Source organism: Mycolicibacterium arcueilense, assembly GCF_058536225.1.
Genome location: NZ_JBZTYL010000030.1, coordinates 92,916 through 112,633, shown reverse-complemented (window position 1 = coordinate 112,633; position 19,718 = coordinate 92,916). Strand labels below are relative to the sequence as shown.

Genomic DNA, 19,718 nt, shown 5'->3' with positions numbered 1-19,718 from the left:
ATCCTCGGGAAGGTGCGCCCACTTTCAGGCCGCCTCCTCGGGCCTCATCCACAGGTATTGATCATTGCTCTTCCTTTCCTTCTCAACTCCGGTGCGCTTCGATCGAGCGCGGGCGTGTTGCAGTCGGCGCCGGTACGATCTGCGGTATGCGCGAGGGCGCCGGTGCCCACGCCGAAAGCGCTGTCACAGTTCGCGGGGGTTTGAATTGTTTATTGGGTTCAGCGAGACCGGCTGGGATGAAGCACCGTGGGATACCGAACCCACGTTCTCTTCTGAGGAGATGAAGATCCTTCTCAATCCGGCGCTCTCGGTTGCCGAGGCCGCTGATCGTGTCGGGTGCGCTCGCCACGACGTTGAACGGCTTCGCCACGCAGGGTGACCAAAGGAACTCAAAGCGCTTCCGCAACAGGCGCGTCCACTGTCGCGATCATGACACGGATCGGCTGTGCACCAAGCCATCTGACGTAGGCATCCCCGGGCGAACCAAGATCATCTGGAACATCTGTGCCGAGCACGGCCGCAGCCTGCCCTTGGGGCAAGCCCAGCACGACTCTGGCCGTGAAGCTATCGAAATATCCTGTAGGTTCCAACGATTCCCACAACAGATACGGGACACCGACCACCATCCGCAGCCCAAGACGGTGACCATGAGAGGCTAGAAGGCGAACCGCCTGATCGAAGTCCTTGCCGTGCAACCACGACAAATCATCAATGAGAACGAGCACTTCGGGCGCCTCGGGCAGATCTGGATCACCAACAGCACCGGTCCTCAGAGCATTCCGATAACCCTCAATGCTGGCAATGCCCGTGGACTGCAGGAACCCCTCCCGCCGATCAACCTGGCCCGCCAGCGCCTGAGTCAACCGACGCGCCGTCCAATAACGACGGTCATCGGCGAACGTGACATGGCCTCGGGAATGCGGGACTGTCGAAGCAATCGCAGCGTATTCCTGACTGTCCGCCTTGCCTTCGACGGCGAGAAATCCAGCGCGCGAAGGAGGCTGGGTGATACACAACGAGAGCGCAAGTGTCCGCAACAGCGTAGTCGTACCGGCGCCAGGGGCCCCGACCACCAGAACGTGATCATCAAGGCTTGTCCACCGAGAAAAGTCGAGCGCGACGACCGCCCCCTCGGCATCAAATCCGATAGGAACACTCATATCTGCGCCGTCACCAACATGTGCTGCCCAGAGAGCTGCTAGATCTAATTCCGGACCCTTCAACCCGTGCAGCTCAAAAAACCCCGGCGCCTTATCGACTTCATCCCGACTTCGTTGACTGGCCACGAATTACCCCCTCAGACACCTACCCGAACAGAACACCAGGACCCATACGGGAACAGTAGAACCCAGCAATGACACGAGCGCCAGCACCAAGCTGCGTTCGGAGCTCACCAGCCCCGGAGTCGTCAGTAGGTGCCGGTTCCGACACTCCGATCAATCACAACGCCGCCGGCGCATCGCAGCGCAACCACTCACCATCAGGCACGAAGCGCAGCACCTCGTCATTGGTGACAACGACCAACTCGTCGACCTCGGGCGGCAACACCAGGGGAGTGGTCGGGATCTCACCCTGCGTCTCCATCAACGTCTGCACCATGCCGGCCGCCGGCCCGTCCCGACTCGGCACCACGGCAAGCACATGCACACCGTCACCGCCGACCAACGCATCCCGCCCCTTCTTGGACTCGTCAGAGTCCAACCAGCCCTGCAGGTACGCGACAACGTCGTACTCCAGATCCAGGGTGCGCGCATGCCCACTCAAAGTGCCCGCGAACAAGATGCCCGGCGCCCAGGCGGTGGTGTCCAGTGCCGCGCAATCACCGTAGAAGCCAAGAACTTTCGTCAACCTCTGCCACGTGTCGGTATCGGCCGTCATCACGTCCTTGATCCCGCGCGCTTCCAGATCCTTGACCAGCTCGACGAGGGAATCGAACATCGTGTTGGCCCGCGGTGTGCCGCGGCGCCCCTTGTACGAGTTCGCTGCCACCGAAACATCGGCCGACACCGCCCACACGTACTTCAGGCCCGGAACCTCCACATGCCTTTGCGGTATGTGCTTATCGCAGGCCACAGCGAACTCGCGCACTGGCTCGCTGGTCAGCTCCTTGACCTCGACGACGTGACGAGACGACCGAAAATCGGGGATCGCAGCACCCGGCGGTTCCGCCCGGCCGCACACCCGGATGAGATCCGGATCGTCGAGCACCGCGGAGACCGCGGCCCACGCCCGCTGCTCGACCGGACTGATATGGCAATCACGATGACCGCAAGGGGCCGGGACAAACCCGTCGATCCAGTCCTGAATGGTGCGTGTCGACTTCCCCAACTCGGCAGCGATCGCGCGCACGGAACCACCCGCCAACCAGGCGGCACGCACCGCCGACCGCAACTCGGCAGGCGCCTCTTCGACACCGCTAGCTGCCGCAAGCAACCGCCGTTGAGCGACCGGCGGGATCATTCCACGAGCTGTCATAGACCAGAACTGTAGCAGTAATAAACACAGTAGTGTGGTCGAAACTGCTACACACAACGGTGTGTTGCGCCCACACTGCCGCATGTGGACCGCAACATCGAGCCATGACCAATGACGAAACCAACCAAGCAACCCCAACTCAGAGCGCGCACGTATTCCTGATGACCCACGGGCCAGACGGCGACCACGACGTGTACTGGTTCGGAAAAACACCCACCCCCGAAGGGGTGAGCGACGTACTGAACCACTACAACCTCCCCACCCCCAAAACGGTGATCGAGAAGTTCCTGGCCAACCCCACCGCCCTACGACCAGACCTCAAGACCATCAACGGTCAGACCTTCTACCTGGCCCGACACTCTCACCACCGCGAACCCGGCTGAGCCCATCAAGGCCAGGAATCACTACAAGAGGCAACAGATTTCAGGCACGTGGGCGGCGCTGAACTTGCGCCGCCCACACTGAGCCCCGCTCGGCGGCCCGCACACCATCCGATAACGTCCGATAACCAACGAGAGGGAATCATGGGCGACAACAACAGCGAGACCAGCACCGAGCAGCGTTCGGCACGGGACCGTATCGCAGCCGCAGCAGCCGAGCACGGCTGGTCGGAGGCGTTCGGCGACGTCGCATCCAACGGCCGGATCTACGAGCGATCAGAGCGGGTGATCATCATCGGCTACGCGCCCGCCGGCGCGGTCACCAGCGCAACCCGCATGTACGGATCCGCATCGACTCCGCTGCGCACCGACCTGCCCAAAGACGAACTCACCCAACGCGACCGCGGCAAAGCAGAACAGATCCTGACCTGGCTGACAGAGCCCGACTCACCCGCGCCCGCACCGCAGCCGTCCGTCGGCCACGAGGCCTGACCACCGCCATGGACCAGGACCGCGAGCTCGACGCCATCCACGAGCGCAACCGCCGTTCCTGGGAAGCGCTGATCGGCGTACCGCTCGACGAAGTGCTGCCCGAGATGACCACAGAAGAGGCGCAAGCCGTACTCGCTATCCTCAGGCAGGCGCAGGCCCGCAAGCAGCGCCGCGCCCAGAACAACTAGCCGCGGCGCCACGATGTCCCCAGAGTTCGTCGAGCAGCCCCTGCCCGGCTTCAGCTACAGCTACTGGTTCACCTGCCCCGACTGCCGCGACAGGATCAACACCACCACGCTGGAAGAAGACGTGACATGCGCGTGTGGCAGCGAGATAAACACCGCCGACCACAACCCGGTACTGCGCAATCTCAACGATGTTGCCCTACACAACGATTCCGTAGCCAACCTGATCTGGTACCACACCAGCCGCGACGAAAACTGGCCCGACCACCAAGCCCATGCCGCCAAGGTCGCCAAAGAAGTCGCCGAGATGTTCTACTACCTCGACGAACCAGACCAGCAACGGATAGTCGAACAGCGCACGTCATTTGCACTGCACCTCGGCACCTACGAAGCAGCGATCGAGAACATGCTGCGCCGCCTCAGCGGCCAAGACCCCGACGACCAATCCAGCCGCCACTACTGGCTACACCGCGTTCACATCCACCTCGCACCAAACGAACTCGACCCGCTCGTCGGCGACGAAATCCCCAGCTACTACGGCGAGATCCCACTGTCCGAGCTCGACGAGCGCGGCGCCCGGGCGGTCCGCTACGTCAACATTCATGAGGCCCACGGATCCGTGTCGATCGCCATCCATCCTGACGTGATCGCCACCGTCACCTCCATCGCACTCCCACTCGAGAACATCGCCCCCGAAACACCCGCCGCTACAGCCGCGACCAACACAGCCGCCGAGGCGCTCAGCCAGCTCGAACCGTCCCGGCCTGACATCACCGGAATCGATCGCATGTGTCTGCGATTCCGGCCAATGATCGACAAGCGATACCCCGACCCCGACGACCCAGAACGCCAGCGCATCGAAACCATTGCCGACCAGCTCGACGACTACGACAACCGTCACTCAGTGATCTGGAGCAACCTGACCGAAACCCTGGAAGCTGAATACCTGCACAACGTCAACGACAAAGTACGCGAACGCTTCCACCACGCCCTGAAGCATCGAGACGACCCGATCGAATATCACCGAGAATTCCGACTTCTCGCCGCACTGCTCACCCACCCAACCGACGTCCTCGCTGAGCTCGATGACGCCCCGGTGCGCGCCCTCCAGGCCTAACTAATAGCGCACTACGGGGACTGGCAGGCCAAGACCCGCGCCCGCCGATACGGCGCAATCTGCTTGTACGCGGCTTGCTGCGAAATCCCCAACGCCTCGCCGACCTCCGGATAGGTCGCGCCGGCATCCACTGCTGCCGCGCCGGCGTCGACATATTCAAACCCGGCCTGCCGCAGCAAGGCCGCATGTAGCAGCTGAACATCCTTGGTCTCCGGAGCCCGGCCCCGCGCCACCGCGTTGATCAATCGGGTGCGCTGCAGCGGTGTCACTTTGCGCCCGGTGACCCGCTTCAACCACACGTCCACCGCAAGACTCAGCGAGTACTCCGACATCCCCGCTGCGAACGACTCGGCATCACGGGTGGCCGCCGCCCGAATCGATGGCTCGATACTCACGCAGCATGCCTACACCCACGGACCATCCTCGACAACACCGCACGCTGATCCCCGATCCCACGCGCCCCGGCGAACCGGTCCACCAGCGCGACGTCACGCCCCGAGGCGCCGAGGAGCTCGACACCCTCACGTAGCATCGCCAGGTAGCGCTGCGGAACCATCGCCTCGATGTGCTCGACACCGAACATCTGCAGCTGCCTGGCCACCCATACCCCATCTACCGCGCCCGGTTGACCCATCGTGACGTCGTACGGGTCGATGTAGTCGTCCAAGGTCAACAGCCCGTGCTTCGCCGACAGGATCATCGCCTGGGCGCCCAGCTCGACAGCACGCACCTCAGCCGCGCGCACCGCCAGGCGAAAGTGATCGCTGTCGTAGAGCTTGCAGGCGTGATGCGCACGGTCCAACTTGCGTGCAGCACAGGGGATCACCACCAGCTGCCGAGCCCATCGCGGCTCAGTGGCCAGCCAGCCGAGCACATCGTCGAGTCGCGATCGATCCCAGCCACCGGCGCTGTGGGCCGGGGTCGGATCGTCGATGTAGCCGGTGCCGCAACCCTCCGGGAAGAACAACCCCACCTCCAGCGCCCGGCCCGTCGGGCTGTAGCCCAGATGCAACCGAGACACACCCCGCGCCCACACGTTCTCCGAACGGTCGCTCGGGTACCGCCGCCAACCATGAGCCATCGCCACCTGCTCAACAGTCTTCTGTGCATGAATAGCCATCGCGCTTCCTCCACGGGTCGGATTGAAATAAGCGGCTGCACTGCGGCAGTCAACCCAGACGCTAACGAGACGCACCGACAAGAAAACAACCAACAGTTGGTAACAAAAACAACCAACGGTTGTTGTCGGATGCACGAAACACGATGTCAGTGGGCATTCGTACAGTCCAAACCATGAACCACATGCTCCGGGCATCGAGCAATGAACAGTCGCAGAACGAAGCAACAGCGATACGCTGCATAACAATTCAGCAACCCTGGGCGTGGGCGATCTTCCACGGCAAAACCGTCGAGAATCGGACTCAGCAGTGGTCTTACCGAGGACCAATCGGAATCCATGCCGGCAACCGCTGGTCCGACCGCGACGGAGCCTCCGAACTCGTCGACCAAGCATGGAAAGACGCCAGCACCGGATGCACCACCGCCGAATACAGCCACACCTCACGCATCTGGACCGCCCGAGGCGAAATCATCGGCGTCGCCGACCTCGTCGACGTGCACCCCGAAATCGGAAACTGCTGCAAACCTTGGGGCGAATCGGCCTACGTCGAGCACGGCGGCCGCCGCCGCCGGATCACCCACCTGGTCCTGGAAAGCGCGCGCTCACTGCCAGAACCAATCCGATGCCGAGGCGCGCTGGGACTGTGGATCCCGCCGGCCGACATCGTAGAACGCCTCAGAGCCGCCACAACGACAAATCAGAAGGCAGTCAACAACCACCAGTAGGGGTCGACGGCGATGCGCCTGCCTCGGCTGGACGAGACGCGGCCGTCGCATGAAGTGCTCGGCGGTGTGTGAACACTGCCTGGACCAGGGCCAGGAACGCCGAGCCGAAAACGCCGAGCAGTAGGCCGGCGACGAATGTTCGAGTGGTGTTGACCTCGACGCTCCTATCGAACGTGCCTGCGGCGTTGGGGGGCGGCCGTCGCGCGGGGTACTCCCAGGTTGCTTGCTCCCCGTTGGCCTGGGGTGTGCCTCCGGACCATGTGGCCTGATCTGCATCTGTGATCCAGTAGCGCACCATAACCTGCGCGTCGACGATCGACGGTCCGCCGTACCTGTCGCGGAAGGGTTCTGTCTGCTCCGTCGTGATCTGCGCGAATCGTGGATAGTTGGTTTCGACGCGTGTCGGTGAGGGGACGAACCCGATACCGTCGGTCCCGCTGAAGCGCAGGTGGACGGCGAGAATGCCCGCACCGGGCGGCGCCGTGGCATCGATACGCAAACGCTTCTGGTCACGGTCGGCCAGATCTTGATAGCTGCCCGTTCCGACGTAGTAGGTGGACCTCCTCTGCGACTGGGTTTCGATCGCACAAGTAGGTGCATCGATCCTGGTGGTCCTGGTCCCGGCCGGATTGAAAATCGCGGTCAGCACAGGAGTATTCGTCGTCCACGCCTGGCACACCTGATTCTCGGCACCCGGGGGAAGGGGAATAACGAGGGAGATCGGCGTCGGCTGGGCGAACAGCTCGGTGTACCCCATGGTCAGGTCGAGGGTGACGCTGTCAGGATCGGTGGCCTTATCGTACGTCTCTTCGAACTGAGACTCGTCGTAGTACGTGCCACGCCGACCGGATTCGTAACCCTCTGGGGCTGCGCCGTGGTATTCGCTGACCTCGATCAGTTGGGGCACAGACGAGACACCTGCGTCGTAGCTTTGCGCTTGAAATTTTGCAGGAGAGCTAGTGCGGGGGAAAGCGATCCATCCCGCCAACCCAGCTAGCACCGCGACGAGGAAGATGGTGACGATCTCGGCGTTGACCCAGCGACGGAACTTGCCGAAAGGAGCCCGCCGCGCAGGGACTGTGATCGCAGCCTGGCTATTCGGTGGGGCCTCGTCGCCGAGCGATCGTCAGCGGCGGATAACAACAATGGCAGTGATCGCAACGGCGACGTCGACGAAAAACTCTGTGGGTTTCAGGTCGATCACCCTCCCGCCGGCTGACGAATTACCCCTCAAACACCTACCCGAACAGAACACCAAGCCCCTTATGGGAACAGTAGAACCCAGCAATGACACGAGTGCCAGCACCAAGCTGCGTCCGGAGCTCACCAGCCCCGGAGTCGTCAGTAGGTGCCGGTTCCGACACGCCGACACACCCACCCCAAAAGGGGTGAGCGACGTACTGAACCACTACAACCTCCCCACTCCCAAGGTGGTGATCGAGGAATTCCTGGCCAACCCCACCGCCCTACGCCCAGACCTCAAGACCGTCAATGGTCAGACGTACTACCTGGCCCGAGCCGCTCAAGGCTCAAGGCTGGCAATTACTCTAAGAGGCAACAGATTTCAGGAACGGTTTGTGATGAACTTGCGTCCTGCGAGCCGCTTCAACCAGATGTGACAAGGGTGTGGGGCCCGGTCTGTCGTTGGGTGGGTTTACTATCGCCAGCATTGCTGAGGAGGCTCAATGGCGCGCGGTAAAGCACGGGTGCACGAGATCGCGAAAGAGCTGGGCATGACCAGCAAGGACGTCCTCGGGCATCTCAAAGAGCAGGGCGATTTCGTCAAATCCGCCTCCTCGACAGTGGAAGCCCCGGTCGCCCGCCGACTGCGAGAGCGTTTTGCGAGCGATCAACCCCAAGACGAGCTGCGCCGCCGCAACAGCGACGAGCCGGCGCCGACGCGAAACCGGGCTGACGAACGAACCTTGGTCGTACCACCGCCACACGACCGGCTCACGGATTCCCAAATCGCCGACCTGTGCCGTGAGTATCGCAAAGCCTATGCCGCCAAGAACTATGAAGCGGCGATCGCCCGGGTCTTGACGAAATACCAAGAGCTATACCAAATGAGGCGATCAGCACTGCACGAAATCCTCACCGAGGACAAGCGCCGCAACCTCGGGGCATACACCGCGCTGCGACTCTCACGAAACCCCGAACAATCCGCCCCAGCCCGCAAGAGCCCGCCGGCCGCGGCGAGAGACGCCGAGAACAAACCCCCGGGCGACATCGTGACACCCCCGGAACCTCGCCCGCGCACCCGCCGCGCCAGCCTCCCGCCAGCTCCAGCCGGCATCCGCCTGGACGCGATCGCTGACATCGTGGCCGCGAAAGAGACCAGCCGCGCCAGGAACCGCCTCGTCGCCGACCTTGCACCGTTCGATCCGACCGGAACCGGCGGCTACGGGTACCTCGGGTGGCGATATGCCACATCCCGCCGGCGCCCAACGGATCCTGCAGCAACAACTCCCGGCGACGAGCTCGCCGACATCGTCCATATCGTCGACAGCGCCAAACAACGTCTGCAACAAATCCACGACACCACCGGCCAGGTCCTCCAACACCCCAACCTCGCCAGGCGCGCCCTGGAAAGCGGATTCGGTGACCTGTTCGATCCGGACTCGGCCGCCGACGAACGACACCGCGTCATGAACAAGCGCGGCTTTCTGCAACGCGCCATCATCCTGGCCATCTTCGACCCGCAGTGCGCAGATCGCTTGTGGGACATGATCGACCAGTTGCATCCACCGCCACAGCACCAGCTGTTCGAAACCACGCCGCAACTGCGTACCGCGATCGAGGGACTCGCCGGTGAGCTCACCGCGGTCGAGGCTCTCCTGGCCTCCGACGAGGTCACCCTGGAGCGCTTCTTCGACCACTCCAAGGTAGAGCTGGCCGACCTGCGCAGTGGCCGATTCGACTACCTCCAACAGTTCCGCGACGCCGGCACCGCCCCGACAACACGCGTCATCCACGGGCTGGCCTTCAGCGTCCTACCCCAGGGCGAGCACCTACGCACATTCCTTGACGACCTGCGCCGAACAAAGCGCTATCACGGCCACCATCTCGACGAGCAACGCCTCACTGTCCTGGAAGAACTCCAAGACCACTTCGGCGCCCATCGCTGCCTCTGGCACAAAGGTTCGGTCACGTCGAATGGTGTGGACAACCGCTACCTGATCCTGTCCATCACTTCGGCCCCCGGCCCCGACGAGAATGCTGTCGCGATCAGCCCGATGGCTGGGAAACATGCGCCCTACGTTGTTCGTCACGAATGCGTCGACGTCCACTGGTCCCGCATCTTCGAACTCACCAAGGCCCAGGCCCGGCACCGTGGTGCGCGGCGGCTATATTTCCGCAGTGGGCCTGATCAGTACACGGACATGCGAGACAAGGTCATCGCACTTCTCGAGTGCGATCCCGGCGAGTTCCACAGGATGCGCGGAGTCGACTGACCGAGCTTGCTCAGCAGGTCAGAATGGTGGCTGGTCGCGGTCGGCCGCCGTTGGGCGGGGTCGACGCAGGGGTGCGCCGCCGAGCCCGGGCCTGCGGGAAAGTTCTTCGCTTAACAGTTGATTCAGGGTCTTGTTGGGCAGCAGATAAGCGCGCTCGGTCGTGCTGAAGGCTTCCACTACTGCGTATGAGGGGCCGGGCTTGTTATTGCGGAGCTGGTCGGGTGTCCCTGCGGCTGCGGTGCCTTCTGTGGCCAGTTTGTCGAGGGCGTCTTCCATGGCCTGCGATGGGCATCGCCAGTGCGATACTCGGGCGCCGTCCCATCGTCGGTCTGCTGGAGCTCCGCGCTTGCCGGCGCCGATAACGAGTTTGGCTGCGGCCGAGGAGATGTCGCCCACTGTGTAGCAGGATCGCACGCCTGAGACGGACATTCGGGCTGCGGCGGCTAGTTGTTCAAGGGTGTATTTGCGTCCGGGCGGGGGTATCTCTCGGGCGTACGCGATGAGTTCGTAGACGCGTTGCTGGAGTTCCTGCATCTGCACGGCGGTGCGATGGAGCGCGATGAGGATGGGGTCGCCGTCCCATGGCCCGGCCCATTCGCCGTCGGCGTCGCACTGATTGGCGAGCTGTTGTAAGTAGTCTTCGCGTTCTTGATCGGCCTTGGCGATGAGTTCGTCGCCGCCCCAATCGCTTTGCTTTCCGAGTTCCCAGTCGTCTACGGGGACGACGAGGTCGGCTACCTGGGCGCATCGTTCCCGCTGATCCATGTTTACGATCATCGCAAAGTTGCAATCGTCGCACAAGATGGACGGGGTATCGGCGTCGGGAAGTGTCGAGTTTCGACGCCGGAGCGTCGCCTCTCGACGTCTCGGTGGCCGAACGGCGACGACTCACACTGGTGAAATCCAGGCACATTCTGGATTATGGGCGTACAGTCCATATGGACTCTGGATTGGAGGCGGAATGAGTGTTTGGACTGACCGCACGCAGTGGGGCCGGACGGTTTGGCTCGATGTCGAAGCCGTCGCCACGGTGACCGGCCTCAAGCCCGACACCATCTACCACTACGTGTCGCGCAACGACCCGAAGTTCCCTCAACCGAGCTCGGAGCGGGGACGCAACTACTTTTCGGGGGACCAGGTGTTCCGCTACGTCCTGGAACATCGGCCTAGCGCCGGTGATCGTGTTCCACGCCTGTATCCGCGTGTTCCGGAACCGGGCCCGGCTCAGTTCTTGTCCGCGATGCGGGTCCGGTTGCCCGAGGTCGGCACTTTCGCCGTGCACGTCTGGCAGCCGGCCGATGGTGGTTCGCCGATCGCGATCGCGTATCCGGATCGGGAAAACACCATGCAACTTCACAACGTGGAGAAGGTGGCGCGCGAGCTGCTCGACGAGAAGCATCTGCCGTCGCAGATCGAGGCGGTTGCAGTCCCGAACGGGGAAACAACGTCTTGTGTCGTCCCGGATGGTGGCTGGCAGGATTCGCCTACTGTTGTTGTGGCCGAACGTAATCCGGTGCATCGGTCTGATGCGGTGTCTCATGAGACGGCGCGCTACCGGTGGCCCGATTTGGCGAACCTGCTTCGCGTTGACATTCCGTGGTGGTCGGCACTGCTCGAAGACCTCCACGCGATGTTGAGTTGGACGCCGGGCACACCGCCAGCGCGGATCACTCCGTACACCCCTCAGTTGGACACGGGTCACATCACGGCGCTGGCCATCGCTGAAGATTCTGTTGAAGTTCGCCAGGCGCTGGACAAGCTGACCGCTCGCATGCTCCGCCGGCTCAACGGTGAGACTGTCCACGACGGTAATCGCTTGACCCCCGGTCTAATTCAAGCGGCCGTGAGCACCGTGGACATCACTGAGCCGGAGCCCGCGCTCACTGCCGCTGAGGCCGCCGCGGTCCTTCATCACCGCACCCACGAGCACCTGGCCAAACACGCGCTGCGGGTGGTCGACGGCCGGGCATTCGTGCCGCTGCTGACCTATACGATCCGGATCACGCCGGCGACAGCAGGGCCGATGGCCCGCGAATGGCTGGCCCGGCTGGAGGATGTGGCCGCCGAGCGCCGTCCCGAGCTGGGATTCTGGTTCGTCAACAACTACGTCCGGACCGGAGTGCGGCCGGTGCGCTGGCTCACCGATCCTGCCCCCGGTCATGAGCACACCTGGATCATTCAGGGCGACGACGACGTCGCGTACGCCGGTGTCGGGACGAGCACCCCTGGCGCGGCAGGCCAGCTCCTGGCGGCTGAGATTGGTGACGACGCAGCGTTTTTCCGTGACACGGCCGGGGGCGTGTGGCCGCTGCCGGACACGTCCTTCGACTACTACCGCACGGGGTATGACGGCGGCGGGCCGCAGCGCCTCGCCGAAACCCTGACCTCTCTGCTGCGTCATGCCGGTAGCGAGGTCAGCGATCCACCCAGTCTGAGGGACTCCCTCAACCGTGCACGGTTCGAAGCGTTGTACGGGTTGGTCTCCAAGAGACAAACGCCGCTCGACGTGACCGCTGCCTGGGTTGCCAAACAGGTGTGACGTGGACGAGGAAAACACGGAGGGTTGACGATGACAGATCGCGAATTCGGCCCATCACCGCTCATCATGACAGCTCTGGCGGTCGCCACACTCTCGCCATCGCTGCTGATCTTGATCACCCGGCAGCTCTGGCCGCAAACCTGGGTGAACGTCTTGATCGCCGCTGTCGCCACGGTCGGTGTTGCGATCACCGTACTGTTCTTTCACCGCGCGGTGCCCGGTCTCAATTCGGGCCTGTGGCAGATCAACGATGTGCGAAGCGTCACGAGCACCGACAGCATCTTGAGTCTCTATGTCGTGCCGTGTGCCATCGCGCTTGTTTCGCCGCCATCGGCTCGCTGGGCGGCGCTGGCCTTCCTGCTCCTCCTCGGTTTCCTCGCGGAGCGCACTTCGATGTTGCTCACCACCAATCCGCTGCTGACCCTGATCGGATTGCGCACTTACCAGGCTCAGGCGCACCGCCCCGCCACGGCCGACCATCCCATAACCATCCTGGCGAGAAGCGAAAACCCGTTCAGCGGCGGGATGGCACGACTAGTCCACATCGGCCACGGCGTTCACGTCCAGGTCGCTCACGATGAGCTGGCTGACAGCTCACCACCGCCGGCCAACGCACCGTGACCGGCCGCGCCATCATGCTGCTGATGCCGAGGCTGAAGACTGCGGCGTTGCTGGCCTGGAGATCATTCGTGTGTAGCTGGCGTGGAACAAGGGACTTAGAGAGGGGCCTGACGTGTTCAAGCTGAGCGAAGCTGCCAAGCTGTGTGGGATCAGCATCAACACGCTCAAATTGTTGATCCGTGATGATCTCCTGCCGGTGACCCGGACCTCCAACGGACATGCGTTGCTGGCGGCGGACGACATGCCGACCTGGCAGCAGTGCCGCACTCTGATCGAGCAGCAGCGCGGAGCCGCGCTGCTGCGGGCCGGGGAGATGGTTCAGCGGATCCAGGTCGAACTCGAAGCGATCGGAAACGACATTATCGAGGCGCGGGAAAACCCCCAGTTGCCTCTCGGTGTCGATCTGCTCGCCGCCCGCGCCCGCGAGCCGCGTGGTTCGGACACGACATTGTCGGCGGCGTGGCGACAGTTGGACTCTGAACAATGGCAGATCGTGGAGTACGACAGTGCACTGCGCGAGATAATCGAGCGTGACCGCGCATAGTTCGATTATTGGCTGGGCCGCAAAACCCAATCGAGGGGGGGATGTGTTGTGACGGTGTCTGTTAGTGACATGCGCGAGTTGATGGTGCGGTTGGATTCCACTGACTCTGGGATCCGCGGCGAGGCGATTGACCAGTTGATTTCCCTGTCAGCGGAGCCGTCGTATGAAACAGGGCAGGCGGCGATCGCGATGTGCTGCGCCGGCCTGCGACGACCATCTGCGTTCGTGAACGCGGAGAGTCTACAACCGCTTCTGAGCGATCTTCTCCCACGTTTTCTACGGACAATGGGTACCTACGGTGGCGCGGACCTGCGCCGGGCGGAACTGATGAACGCAGCGTTCGATGAATGCGATCTGCCGGGCACAGATTTCACCGCCGCCCGATTCCTAGGCAATACCAGTTTCAAGAAATCACAGCTCGCCGGCGCACGACTGGTCGGATGCACTACCGGTACAGAAACAGTTTTCGCCCGCGCGCAACTGTCCGGTGCGCACATGGCGGGTCTGGTCGCCGAGAAGGCGAACTTCACGGGGGCAGAACTGCAACACGCTGACTTCACCGCGGCGAAACTCTTTCAAGCGCAACTGAACTCTGCGGTGGCCCCTGGCGCGGTATTTGTCGGAGCCGATCTATACGGGGCAGATCTCAGCGGTGTTGATCTGCGCGGCGCCAATCTAGTCGGCGCCAGGTTGGATGAGGTCGAACTCAACGTGGGCACCAACGAGCAGAGTGCCGACCTGCGTGGGGCGAACCTTGCCGGAGCCAACTTCAAGGGCGCGTTATTGAATCGCACCGACCTGCGGGGAGCCAACCTTGCCGGGGCCGACTTCGAGCTGGCCAGGGCCGTGACTGGGGTGCAGTTGCAGGGCGCGATCCTCACCGGGGCGAAGTTCCCCTCGGGGTCCGCCCAATTCTGAGACACGGGCGCTGTGGCCGAAGACAAAAGAACGGAACGATCGGAGCGGATCTTGATCTGGTCACGCTGGGAAGACGTGCGCGTCGCGGCACAGCGAGTCAGTCAGTTACAGCAGTGCGCGATCTAGCACCGTCGATGCCTGAAAACCCTTTCACCGCACTGCGATCAGCCAATCGCAGCGCTCAGCAGGCGCGCCAGCACTACGCCGATCTTCGCGAGCGCATGGGCGCTGAACGGCTCGTCACTTGGGACACCGCGACGTGCTGGATCTGCAAGCACTCAGTGCACGCGCACTACTCGAGCAGTCCGGTCGGCGGCTGCGTCGCGAGCAGTCCCGCTGCGATGACCCTGGCCTCGGTCTACGCCGGCGAGGATCCGGGCCGCGCCTTTGTCGCCGACGACGCCGGAATCTGTATGTGCCCGGGTTACGAGCTCGGGAGTCTCCCGCCGGCAGTCACCGGCGCACTAGACGGCCTCGATGCGCACGACGACGAAATCTGTCCTGACTGTCCGCACATCCTTGTGAGCCACGGCGCGGTCGATGTTGCCGGTCGCCCGTATGGTGCTGGGTCTGTCCGTGCCCACGCAACACCTTCCCCGATACGTCGATCTTCGAGGTCCCGCTCGACCATGTAGTCGCCGACCTGTTGGGCGATCCGCGGGCCGCTGCCGCGCGTGACCGTGAGATCCGGATCAGTGGGGGATGGGTGACCTTGCGGATGGCCACCGTCGACACCGTGACGATGCACCTGCGGAGCCCCGATCTCGGGCTGCAAACCACCCTGTCGACACGGGACAGGCTCTGGAGCGACCTGTTGGACCACACTCCCTGCGAGCTCACCATGGGCTTGAGTGACTGCTGGCAACACGAGACCTGCAACCCGGACCATCGCTACCGGATCCGCTTCGTGGAGCCGGTAGCGCCGATGCCGAGGTAACGACTGCTTGGTGGCTTGGCCGGGAAGTTGCCGAAGCCACACCCGCAGCCGAACAGGCCTCACCGCAGCCCTGGACGCCCAATGGGAACTCGGCCTGCAAAGCGCCCACGGCACACGATCGCTGCGGCATGATCTCGCACCATGACACGCTTTGCGTTCGATTTGACGGCATGGTTCTGTGACAACGCCGAACAGGTCCGCCGCGACCTCACCGGGTACTTCGGCGACGGGAAAACCGCCTACGCCGGCCGCTGGTTCGACGAGTTCGCCGCCATCTCGGACCCCAACCGATTCGAGGCGACCGACGTGCTCGCCGTGGAGGCACTGTCGGTAACGGTGCCACCCGAGGCCGCCGCAACGCTACTGCTGACCGACCCTGAGCGATTCAACTCCCTACTGCGCCAGATCCCCCGCGAACGCGACCTCTGGGAAATCCGCCGACTCGACGTCAACGTAGGTAGCCCCGCCGACGAGCTGCACCGAACGCTGCGCACACTGCGCGGCGTCGACTGGGTCGTGGCAGGAAAACTGCTCGCAGCCAAACGACCCAAGCTGCTTCCCATTCTCGACAACGAGGTCAACAACTACCTCAAACCACCAAAGGAACTCTTCTGGCTGGCCATGCACGATGAACTGTCCGACGACTCACGGCGCCAAGCGATCTCCGAGGTCTGCGAAGTCGCCCCAGCACACGTCAGCCTGCTCCGACGCATCGACGTGGCACTGTGGCGGGCCGCCAAACGCGCCTCGGCGACACCTCCAGCCAAGGACGCCAAACCTGCTTAGCCCGCCCAACAACGACTAGCGGAGGGCATAGTAAACACGGTGGCAGGACAATCGAAAGCCCTTGGAGTCCAGTTCATCGCCAGCGACGGCCGTGTGTCGCAGGGCATATCAACGAGAAGCAGGACGGTCTCACCGGCCACATCGAAGACGTCACCGACAACGCCGTACAGGCCGTAGCCGAATACGTCATCCAACGATTCGACGGCGCCCTACAGGTCGACTACTCCGACGGCAGCACCTATCAGATTCAAGTCGTCAAAATTGGCAATCCCGACCCCACGAACGGGATGCGATACGGGCTCCACCCGGGCGGCGAAATCGTCGGCCACTGATCGACCAGCGACATCGACGAGCACCGAAAAATCCACCAACGGCCCGAAACCCCACGACGCGCAGCAATGACTCCGGCGACACACGCGATAGGCTCCACAGCGAAAATCAACACCAACTTGGAGGATGCTGCGTGGGCAAGATAGTCACCATCGAATACGTCGACGATCTCGACGAGGTATCCATTGACGCCGAAACCGTTGACACAGTCGACTTTTCGTTTCGCGGTCAAGACTACACACTGGTCCTCACCAAAAAGAACGGCGCCCAGTTCAACAAGGACATGGCCCGATACATCAACGCCGCCAAGAAAGCCCAAGCGCGCGACGCCAGAGCCGCACGGAAAACAGCTCGCCCCGAAACTCTAAACTCGACCAAGAAACCCGCATCGCGCAAAGCCGCCATCGAGACGTTAGCGCTCCCTGAACCCCGAAAGTCGACCAAGAATCAACCGACGCCACGCAAAGCCGCCGCGCGCAAAACCGCCACCGCGAAGCCAGCGGGCCCCGAACGTGCCCGGGCCATTCGCGAATGGGCTGCCGCCAACGGCCATACAGTCTCCAAGCGCGGCCGGATGTCCGCTGCGGTCATAGACGCCTACGACGCAGCGCACTGACCGACCTGACCGACCTATGGCCAACGAATTGGTGCCAATCGTCGACGCTCAGCGATTCGAGCTGACCGCCAACATCCTCAGGCCCGGGCTTACCGCGTTGCTGCACGCCAGCGACGCCGCAGACGCCGACAAGGCCGCACTCATCCAGGCCGCCGCTGTCCTGGACTGGATCATCGCCCAATCCGAGCGCACCGCCATCACCTACCGCGGACTGGAGCCAGAGACAGCCGCCATCCTCGCAGGAGAGCCGATACCGGACCAGCCAGAAGCAGCCGCGGCCAAAGTGGACATGGCACTCGAAAAACGACCGACCCTGCCTGTGACTCTCATCGCATGGCACCAGGAACTGGACGCGCTACGAATGGCCTTGGAACAGGCGGAGCAAATACTGAGCTGGTCACGCACCGCTGGCGCGGCCGGTGCGACAGAACGGCTTCAAGAACTACGACAGTGGGCCCGATAGACAACCCGCCCCAAAACGTTGGTGGCATCGTCATCGATACCCATCGCCGACGAACCTCCTACGGACCCGGGGCGGAGCCCTCGATGGCCGCGCGCTTTCGGCGACCAAGCCTCCACCGCCGGCCCCGCTCCACCGCAGGCCGGGCACGGAAAGTGTGGTCGATTGCGGTGGCCTCCCGGGCCGCGGCTTCTAGGGCACTGAACGCCGCCCTAGTCCGATTCTTCAACTCCGCGAACGCCTTATCAGGGCGGTGTTGTGCGCCGTCCTCCGGCCGGTCGGTGGTGATGTCCATCGGCTTCAACGGATGCTCAGCAATCGTCCGCAGCTCATGCAGTGCCGCCACTATACGAGGATTTCCTATACGTAGCGACGCGCGAATCGCCTTCTGCTCCAACAGGTGACATGCAATCACGTGTCTATCGCGATCGGCGAAAAGCCGGTCGCGTTCGTCAGGTGTCTCATCTGCATGCCGGAGAACGAGTGCAGTGGAGAACAACCGCTGCTGACTGTCCATCACGGCGCGGCGTTGCTCAAGAATCTCGGCGATCTCATCACGCACCCGATCGGCATGCTCAGCGGCCCGGCCGGCGGCCGCCTGCGCCGCGGTGGTGCGAGTGTTGAACCACACCCCACCCAACGCGATGATCGCTCCAAGCGGAGCGCCCAACAACGCCAGCAGCAACTGACTCGCAGGCATCAACCACCCGACTGCTGGATCTGGTGCTCCAACCAACTGCGCGCCGGCGCGACACTCGAAGCGAAACGTGCACCGACCGTAGGCAGTCGCTCGGCGATCACCACCGAATCCACCAGGCCGGCAGCGAGCAGCGCAGCCACGAAATTGAGATCCTTCGGGCGGTGCGCGACCAGCTTCGCCACACACAAGTCCTCTTTGTCGAGACACCAACCGATGTACTGCGGATGCCCGCTCGGCGCCGCGGTGTTGATGTTCTGAACCTTGACCAGCCGATCCCTCCAGCCGGCCGGAACCGCAGCTGTGGTCATGTCGACACCATCGAGGCTGAACCCATGCTGCTCCTCGAACATCGACAGTTCACCCGCCGTACCCGAGATATCCTCAGCCAGAGCAACTATCGTGGCATCATCATCACCGATCGGCAGTATGTCGACCTCCATCGACGACGTCGCCGCATCCGGCAGGTCATACTCCGGATAGGTGCCCAGAATCGCCTGGGATCCGATCACGATGACCGCCTCCACGCCGGCGATCTGACATGAAGCCCGGATCGCGTGCTCCAACTGGTCGCGGCGCATCAGCCCGCACTCGCCAGCACCTGGCGGCGCTCGTCATCTGGCAACAGACCGCCCATAGGTGTGACCTCCCGCATCTCCACATCCTGACGGCCCACACCCGTCAGCGCCCTTCGCAGCGCCGACACATCAGCAGTCTCGACGATTCGTTGCCAGCGGTCCAGATTGTCCAGATGCGGCTGACCGCGCACACCCTGTCTGAGCCGCTCGATGTTGGCGAGGATCGTCGGCCGCCAATCGTCCAGCGCCGCCGCGCTCAGATGCGTCGCCAGCTGCCGATGCACAATCCAGGACCGACGCTCAGAGCGGGTGAGCTCGACGTCGACAGCCCGCCGCGCGACTTCCAGCCTGTACCCCATGCAGGACAGCAATCGGTCAAGCTGATCGTCACTGAAATCAATTTTCCTCGTAAGGAATTGACTGATGCTCGGCTGGTGTACACCACTCAACCTGGCGAGCTGCGATTGACTCGTCCCGGTTTTTGTCATGACCTGCTTGAGCAGGTCAGAACGGTGCTCCACAACGCCAATTATAGCAACAGATACTATAGATACTAGAGAGTCCGATCCTATCGCCGCTCGGTGGCTCCTGATCGACACGCTCGCGACATCGAACTGCTGTCCAAAACAAAAGGCCCCCGAAGCGAAAACGCTGCGGAGCCTCCCGTTCAAACCCTGGTCGGCGGCGTGCTTCTCTGATGACAGCGAAGGGTTTTTACCGGCCACCAAACTCTTCGCAAAGCG

The 19,718-nt window shown here is 62.9% G+C and carries 25 protein-coding genes and 1 pseudogene; 17 read left to right on the top strand and 9 right to left on the bottom strand.

Features of this window, described 5'->3' with window-relative positions; all coding sequences use genetic code 11:
- Nucleotides 1-389: 389 nt before the first annotated feature.
- Both AC4LGL_RS28055 and AC4LGL_RS28050 read right to left on the bottom strand, forming a co-directional pair.
- Complete coding sequence (locus AC4LGL_RS28055; protein WP_491841605.1) at nt 390-1,286, bottom strand: FtsK/SpoIIIE domain-containing protein; 897 nt, start codon at nt 1,284-1,286, stop codon at nt 390-392.
- A gap of 154 nt (nt 1,287-1,440) precedes the next feature.
- Nucleotides 1,441-2,475 (bottom strand): COG3415 family protein, encoded by a 1,035-nt coding sequence (locus AC4LGL_RS28050; protein ID WP_491841604.1) that lies wholly within the window; start codon nt 2,473-2,475, stop codon nt 1,441-1,443.
- Between the two features lie 104 nt (nt 2,476-2,579).
- On the opposite strand from AC4LGL_RS28050, the gene AC4LGL_RS28045 reads away from it, so the two are divergent.
- From AC4LGL_RS28045 to AC4LGL_RS28030, 4 genes are all read left to right on the top strand, one after another.
- A complete protein-coding gene (locus tag AC4LGL_RS28045) occupies nt 2,580-2,858 on the top strand; it encodes a hypothetical protein (protein ID WP_491841603.1) in 279 nt (92 codons plus the stop codon).
- Between the two features lie 141 nt (nt 2,859-2,999).
- The gene (locus AC4LGL_RS28040) at nt 3,000-3,347 is read left to right on the top strand and encodes a hypothetical protein (protein ID WP_491841602.1); all 348 of its coding nucleotides are present in this window, start codon (nt 3,000-3,002) and stop codon (nt 3,345-3,347) included.
- An 8-nt stretch (nt 3,348-3,355) separates the two neighbouring features.
- Complete coding sequence (locus AC4LGL_RS28035) at nt 3,356-3,535, top strand: hypothetical protein (RefSeq protein ID WP_491841601.1); 180 nt, start codon at nt 3,356-3,358, stop codon at nt 3,533-3,535.
- 13 nt (nt 3,536-3,548) lie between these two features.
- Nucleotides 3,549-4,649, top strand: coding sequence for a hypothetical protein (locus AC4LGL_RS28030; RefSeq protein ID WP_491841600.1), 1,101 nt, complete (start codon nt 3,549-3,551; stop codon nt 4,647-4,649).
- An 11-nt stretch (nt 4,650-4,660) separates the two neighbouring features.
- On the opposite strand, the gene AC4LGL_RS28025 is transcribed toward AC4LGL_RS28030, so the two are convergent.
- Nucleotides 4,661-5,044, bottom strand: coding sequence for a Fis family transcriptional regulator (locus tag AC4LGL_RS28025; RefSeq protein ID WP_491841599.1), 384 nt, complete (start codon nt 5,042-5,044; stop codon nt 4,661-4,663).
- On the bottom strand, nt 5,041-5,769 hold the full coding sequence (locus AC4LGL_RS28020) for a DUF6884 domain-containing protein (protein WP_491841598.1): 729 nt from the start codon (nt 5,767-5,769) through the stop codon (nt 5,041-5,043). The genes AC4LGL_RS28025 and AC4LGL_RS28020 overlap by 4 nt, the downstream gene beginning before the upstream one ends.
- Before the next feature lie 149 nt (nt 5,770-5,918).
- Between AC4LGL_RS28020 and AC4LGL_RS28015 the strand changes: the two genes are divergently transcribed.
- The gene (locus AC4LGL_RS28015) at nt 5,919-6,494 is read left to right on the top strand and encodes an ASCH domain-containing protein (protein WP_491841597.1); all 576 of its coding nucleotides are present in this window, start codon (nt 5,919-5,921) and stop codon (nt 6,492-6,494) included.
- On the opposite strand, the gene AC4LGL_RS28010 is transcribed toward AC4LGL_RS28015, so the two are convergent.
- Complete coding sequence (locus AC4LGL_RS28010; protein WP_491841596.1) at nt 6,478-7,401, bottom strand: hypothetical protein; 924 nt, start codon at nt 7,399-7,401, stop codon at nt 6,478-6,480. The two genes, AC4LGL_RS28015 and AC4LGL_RS28010, sit on opposite strands and share 17 nt — an antisense overlap.
- A gap of 481 nt (nt 7,402-7,882) precedes the next feature.
- On the opposite strand from AC4LGL_RS28010, the gene AC4LGL_RS28005 reads away from it, so the two are divergent.
- Together AC4LGL_RS28005 and AC4LGL_RS28000 are read left to right on the top strand one after the other, a co-directional pair.
- Complete coding sequence (locus tag AC4LGL_RS28005; protein ID WP_491841595.1) at nt 7,883-8,113, top strand: hypothetical protein; 231 nt, start codon at nt 7,883-7,885, stop codon at nt 8,111-8,113.
- Between the two features lie 66 nt (nt 8,114-8,179).
- Nucleotides 8,180-8,350 (top strand): annotated as a pseudogene (locus AC4LGL_RS28000) (translation initiation factor IF-2 N-terminal domain-containing protein); the annotation flags it as partial.
- A 1,617-nt stretch (nt 8,351-9,967) separates the two neighbouring features.
- Here the strand turns inward: AC4LGL_RS28000 and AC4LGL_RS27995 are convergent.
- Nucleotides 9,968-10,714, bottom strand: coding sequence for a hypothetical protein (locus AC4LGL_RS27995; protein ID WP_491841594.1), 747 nt, complete (start codon nt 10,712-10,714; stop codon nt 9,968-9,970).
- Between the two features lie 196 nt (nt 10,715-10,910).
- On the opposite strand from AC4LGL_RS27995, the gene AC4LGL_RS27990 reads away from it, so the two are divergent.
- The 10 genes from AC4LGL_RS27990 (at nt 10,911) to AC4LGL_RS27945 (ending at nt 17,703) form a co-directional block, all read left to right on the top strand.
- Complete coding sequence (locus tag AC4LGL_RS27990) at nt 10,911-12,488, top strand: hypothetical protein (protein WP_491841593.1); 1,578 nt, start codon at nt 10,911-10,913, stop codon at nt 12,486-12,488.
- Between the two features lie 66 nt (nt 12,489-12,554).
- Nucleotides 12,555-13,109 (top strand): KwaA family protein, encoded by a 555-nt coding sequence (locus AC4LGL_RS27985; protein WP_491841592.1) that lies wholly within the window; start codon nt 12,555-12,557, stop codon nt 13,107-13,109.
- 112 nt (nt 13,110-13,221) lie between these two features.
- A complete protein-coding gene (locus AC4LGL_RS27980) occupies nt 13,222-13,653 on the top strand; it encodes a MerR family transcriptional regulator (RefSeq protein ID WP_491841591.1) in 432 nt (143 codons plus the stop codon).
- Between the two features lie 48 nt (nt 13,654-13,701).
- Nucleotides 13,702-14,571 (top strand): pentapeptide repeat-containing protein, encoded by an 870-nt coding sequence (locus tag AC4LGL_RS27975; protein ID WP_491841590.1) that lies wholly within the window; start codon nt 13,702-13,704, stop codon nt 14,569-14,571.
- Nucleotides 14,572-14,705: 134 nt separating this feature from the next.
- A complete protein-coding gene (locus AC4LGL_RS27970) occupies nt 14,706-15,206 on the top strand; it encodes a hypothetical protein (RefSeq protein ID WP_491841589.1) in 501 nt (166 codons plus the stop codon).
- An 11-nt stretch (nt 15,207-15,217) separates the two neighbouring features.
- Nucleotides 15,218-15,508, top strand: coding sequence for a hypothetical protein (locus AC4LGL_RS27965; protein ID WP_491841588.1), 291 nt, complete (start codon nt 15,218-15,220; stop codon nt 15,506-15,508).
- Between the two features lie 141 nt (nt 15,509-15,649).
- Nucleotides 15,650-16,294 (top strand): DUF6308 family protein, encoded by a 645-nt coding sequence (locus AC4LGL_RS27960; protein WP_491841587.1) that lies wholly within the window; start codon nt 15,650-15,652, stop codon nt 16,292-16,294.
- Nucleotides 16,234-16,626 carry a DUF7446 family protein gene (locus AC4LGL_RS27955; protein ID WP_491841586.1) on the top strand — a complete coding sequence of 131 codons (393 nt, stop codon included), beginning with the start codon at nt 16,234-16,236 and terminating at the stop codon, nt 16,624-16,626. The genes AC4LGL_RS27960 and AC4LGL_RS27955 overlap by 61 nt, the downstream gene beginning before the upstream one ends.
- Nucleotides 16,627-16,757: 131 nt before the next feature.
- The gene (locus AC4LGL_RS27950; protein ID WP_491841585.1) at nt 16,758-17,240 is read left to right on the top strand and encodes a histone-like nucleoid-structuring protein Lsr2; all 483 of its coding nucleotides are present in this window, start codon (nt 16,758-16,760) and stop codon (nt 17,238-17,240) included.
- 16 nt (nt 17,241-17,256) lie between these two features.
- Complete coding sequence (locus AC4LGL_RS27945; protein WP_491841584.1) at nt 17,257-17,703, top strand: hypothetical protein; 447 nt, start codon at nt 17,257-17,259, stop codon at nt 17,701-17,703.
- Nucleotides 17,704-17,761: 58 nt separating this feature from the next.
- Here the strand turns inward: AC4LGL_RS27945 and AC4LGL_RS27940 are convergent, their stop codons facing one another.
- The 3 genes from AC4LGL_RS27940 to AC4LGL_RS27930 are packed head-to-tail and all read right to left on the bottom strand — an operon-like array spanning nt 17,762 to nt 19,496.
- Nucleotides 17,762-18,400, bottom strand: coding sequence for a hypothetical protein (locus AC4LGL_RS27940; RefSeq protein WP_491841583.1), 639 nt, complete (start codon nt 18,398-18,400; stop codon nt 17,762-17,764).
- Nucleotides 18,400-18,978 (bottom strand): DUF6036 family nucleotidyltransferase, encoded by a 579-nt coding sequence (locus AC4LGL_RS27935; protein ID WP_491841582.1) that lies wholly within the window; start codon nt 18,976-18,978, stop codon nt 18,400-18,402. The genes AC4LGL_RS27940 and AC4LGL_RS27935 overlap by 1 nt, the downstream gene beginning before the upstream one ends.
- Nucleotides 18,978-19,496 (bottom strand): helix-turn-helix domain-containing protein, encoded by a 519-nt coding sequence (locus tag AC4LGL_RS27930; protein ID WP_491841581.1) that lies wholly within the window; start codon nt 19,494-19,496, stop codon nt 18,978-18,980. Before AC4LGL_RS27930 ends, AC4LGL_RS27935 begins: the two co-directional genes overlap by 1 nt.
- Between the last annotated feature and the right edge of the window lie 222 nt (nt 19,497-19,718).

What these genes read in the sequence shown, in the direction of transcription:
- AC4LGL_RS27935 (WP_491841582.1), bottom strand. Translation starts at nt 18,978, where the DNA reads ATGCGCCGCGACCAGTTGGAGCACGCGATCCGGGCTTCATGTCAGATC.
- AC4LGL_RS27970 (WP_491841589.1), top strand. Translation starts at nt 14,706, where the DNA reads ATGCCTGAAAACCCTTTCACCGCACTGCGATCAGCCAATCGCAGCGCT.
- AC4LGL_RS27940 (WP_491841583.1), bottom strand. Translation starts at nt 18,400, where the DNA reads ATGCCTGCGAGTCAGTTGCTGCTGGCGTTGTTGGGCGCTCCGCTTGGA.
- AC4LGL_RS28050 (WP_491841604.1), bottom strand. Translation starts at nt 2,475, where the DNA reads ATGACAGCTCGTGGAATGATCCCGCCGGTCGCTCAACGGCGGTTGCTT.
- AC4LGL_RS27990 (WP_491841593.1), top strand. Translation starts at nt 10,911, where the DNA reads ATGAGTGTTTGGACTGACCGCACGCAGTGGGGCCGGACGGTTTGGCTC.
- AC4LGL_RS28020 (WP_491841598.1), bottom strand. Translation starts at nt 5,769, where the DNA reads ATGGCTATTCATGCACAGAAGACTGTTGAGCAGGTGGCGATGGCTCAT.
- AC4LGL_RS27960 (WP_491841587.1), top strand. Translation starts at nt 15,650, where the DNA reads ATGACACGCTTTGCGTTCGATTTGACGGCATGGTTCTGTGACAACGCC.
- AC4LGL_RS28035 (WP_491841601.1), top strand. Translation starts at nt 3,356, where the DNA reads ATGGACCAGGACCGCGAGCTCGACGCCATCCACGAGCGCAACCGCCGT.
- AC4LGL_RS28040 (WP_491841602.1), top strand. Translation starts at nt 3,000, where the DNA reads ATGGGCGACAACAACAGCGAGACCAGCACCGAGCAGCGTTCGGCACGG.
- AC4LGL_RS28045 (WP_491841603.1), top strand. Translation starts at nt 2,580, where the DNA reads ATGACCAATGACGAAACCAACCAAGCAACCCCAACTCAGAGCGCGCAC.
- AC4LGL_RS27995 (WP_491841594.1), bottom strand. Translation starts at nt 10,714, where the DNA reads ATGGATCAGCGGGAACGATGCGCCCAGGTAGCCGACCTCGTCGTCCCC.
- AC4LGL_RS27945 (WP_491841584.1), top strand. Translation starts at nt 17,257, where the DNA reads ATGGCCAACGAATTGGTGCCAATCGTCGACGCTCAGCGATTCGAGCTG.
- AC4LGL_RS28030 (WP_491841600.1), top strand. Translation starts at nt 3,549, where the DNA reads ATGTCCCCAGAGTTCGTCGAGCAGCCCCTGCCCGGCTTCAGCTACAGC.
- AC4LGL_RS27985 (WP_491841592.1), top strand. Translation starts at nt 12,555, where the DNA reads ATGACAGCTCTGGCGGTCGCCACACTCTCGCCATCGCTGCTGATCTTG.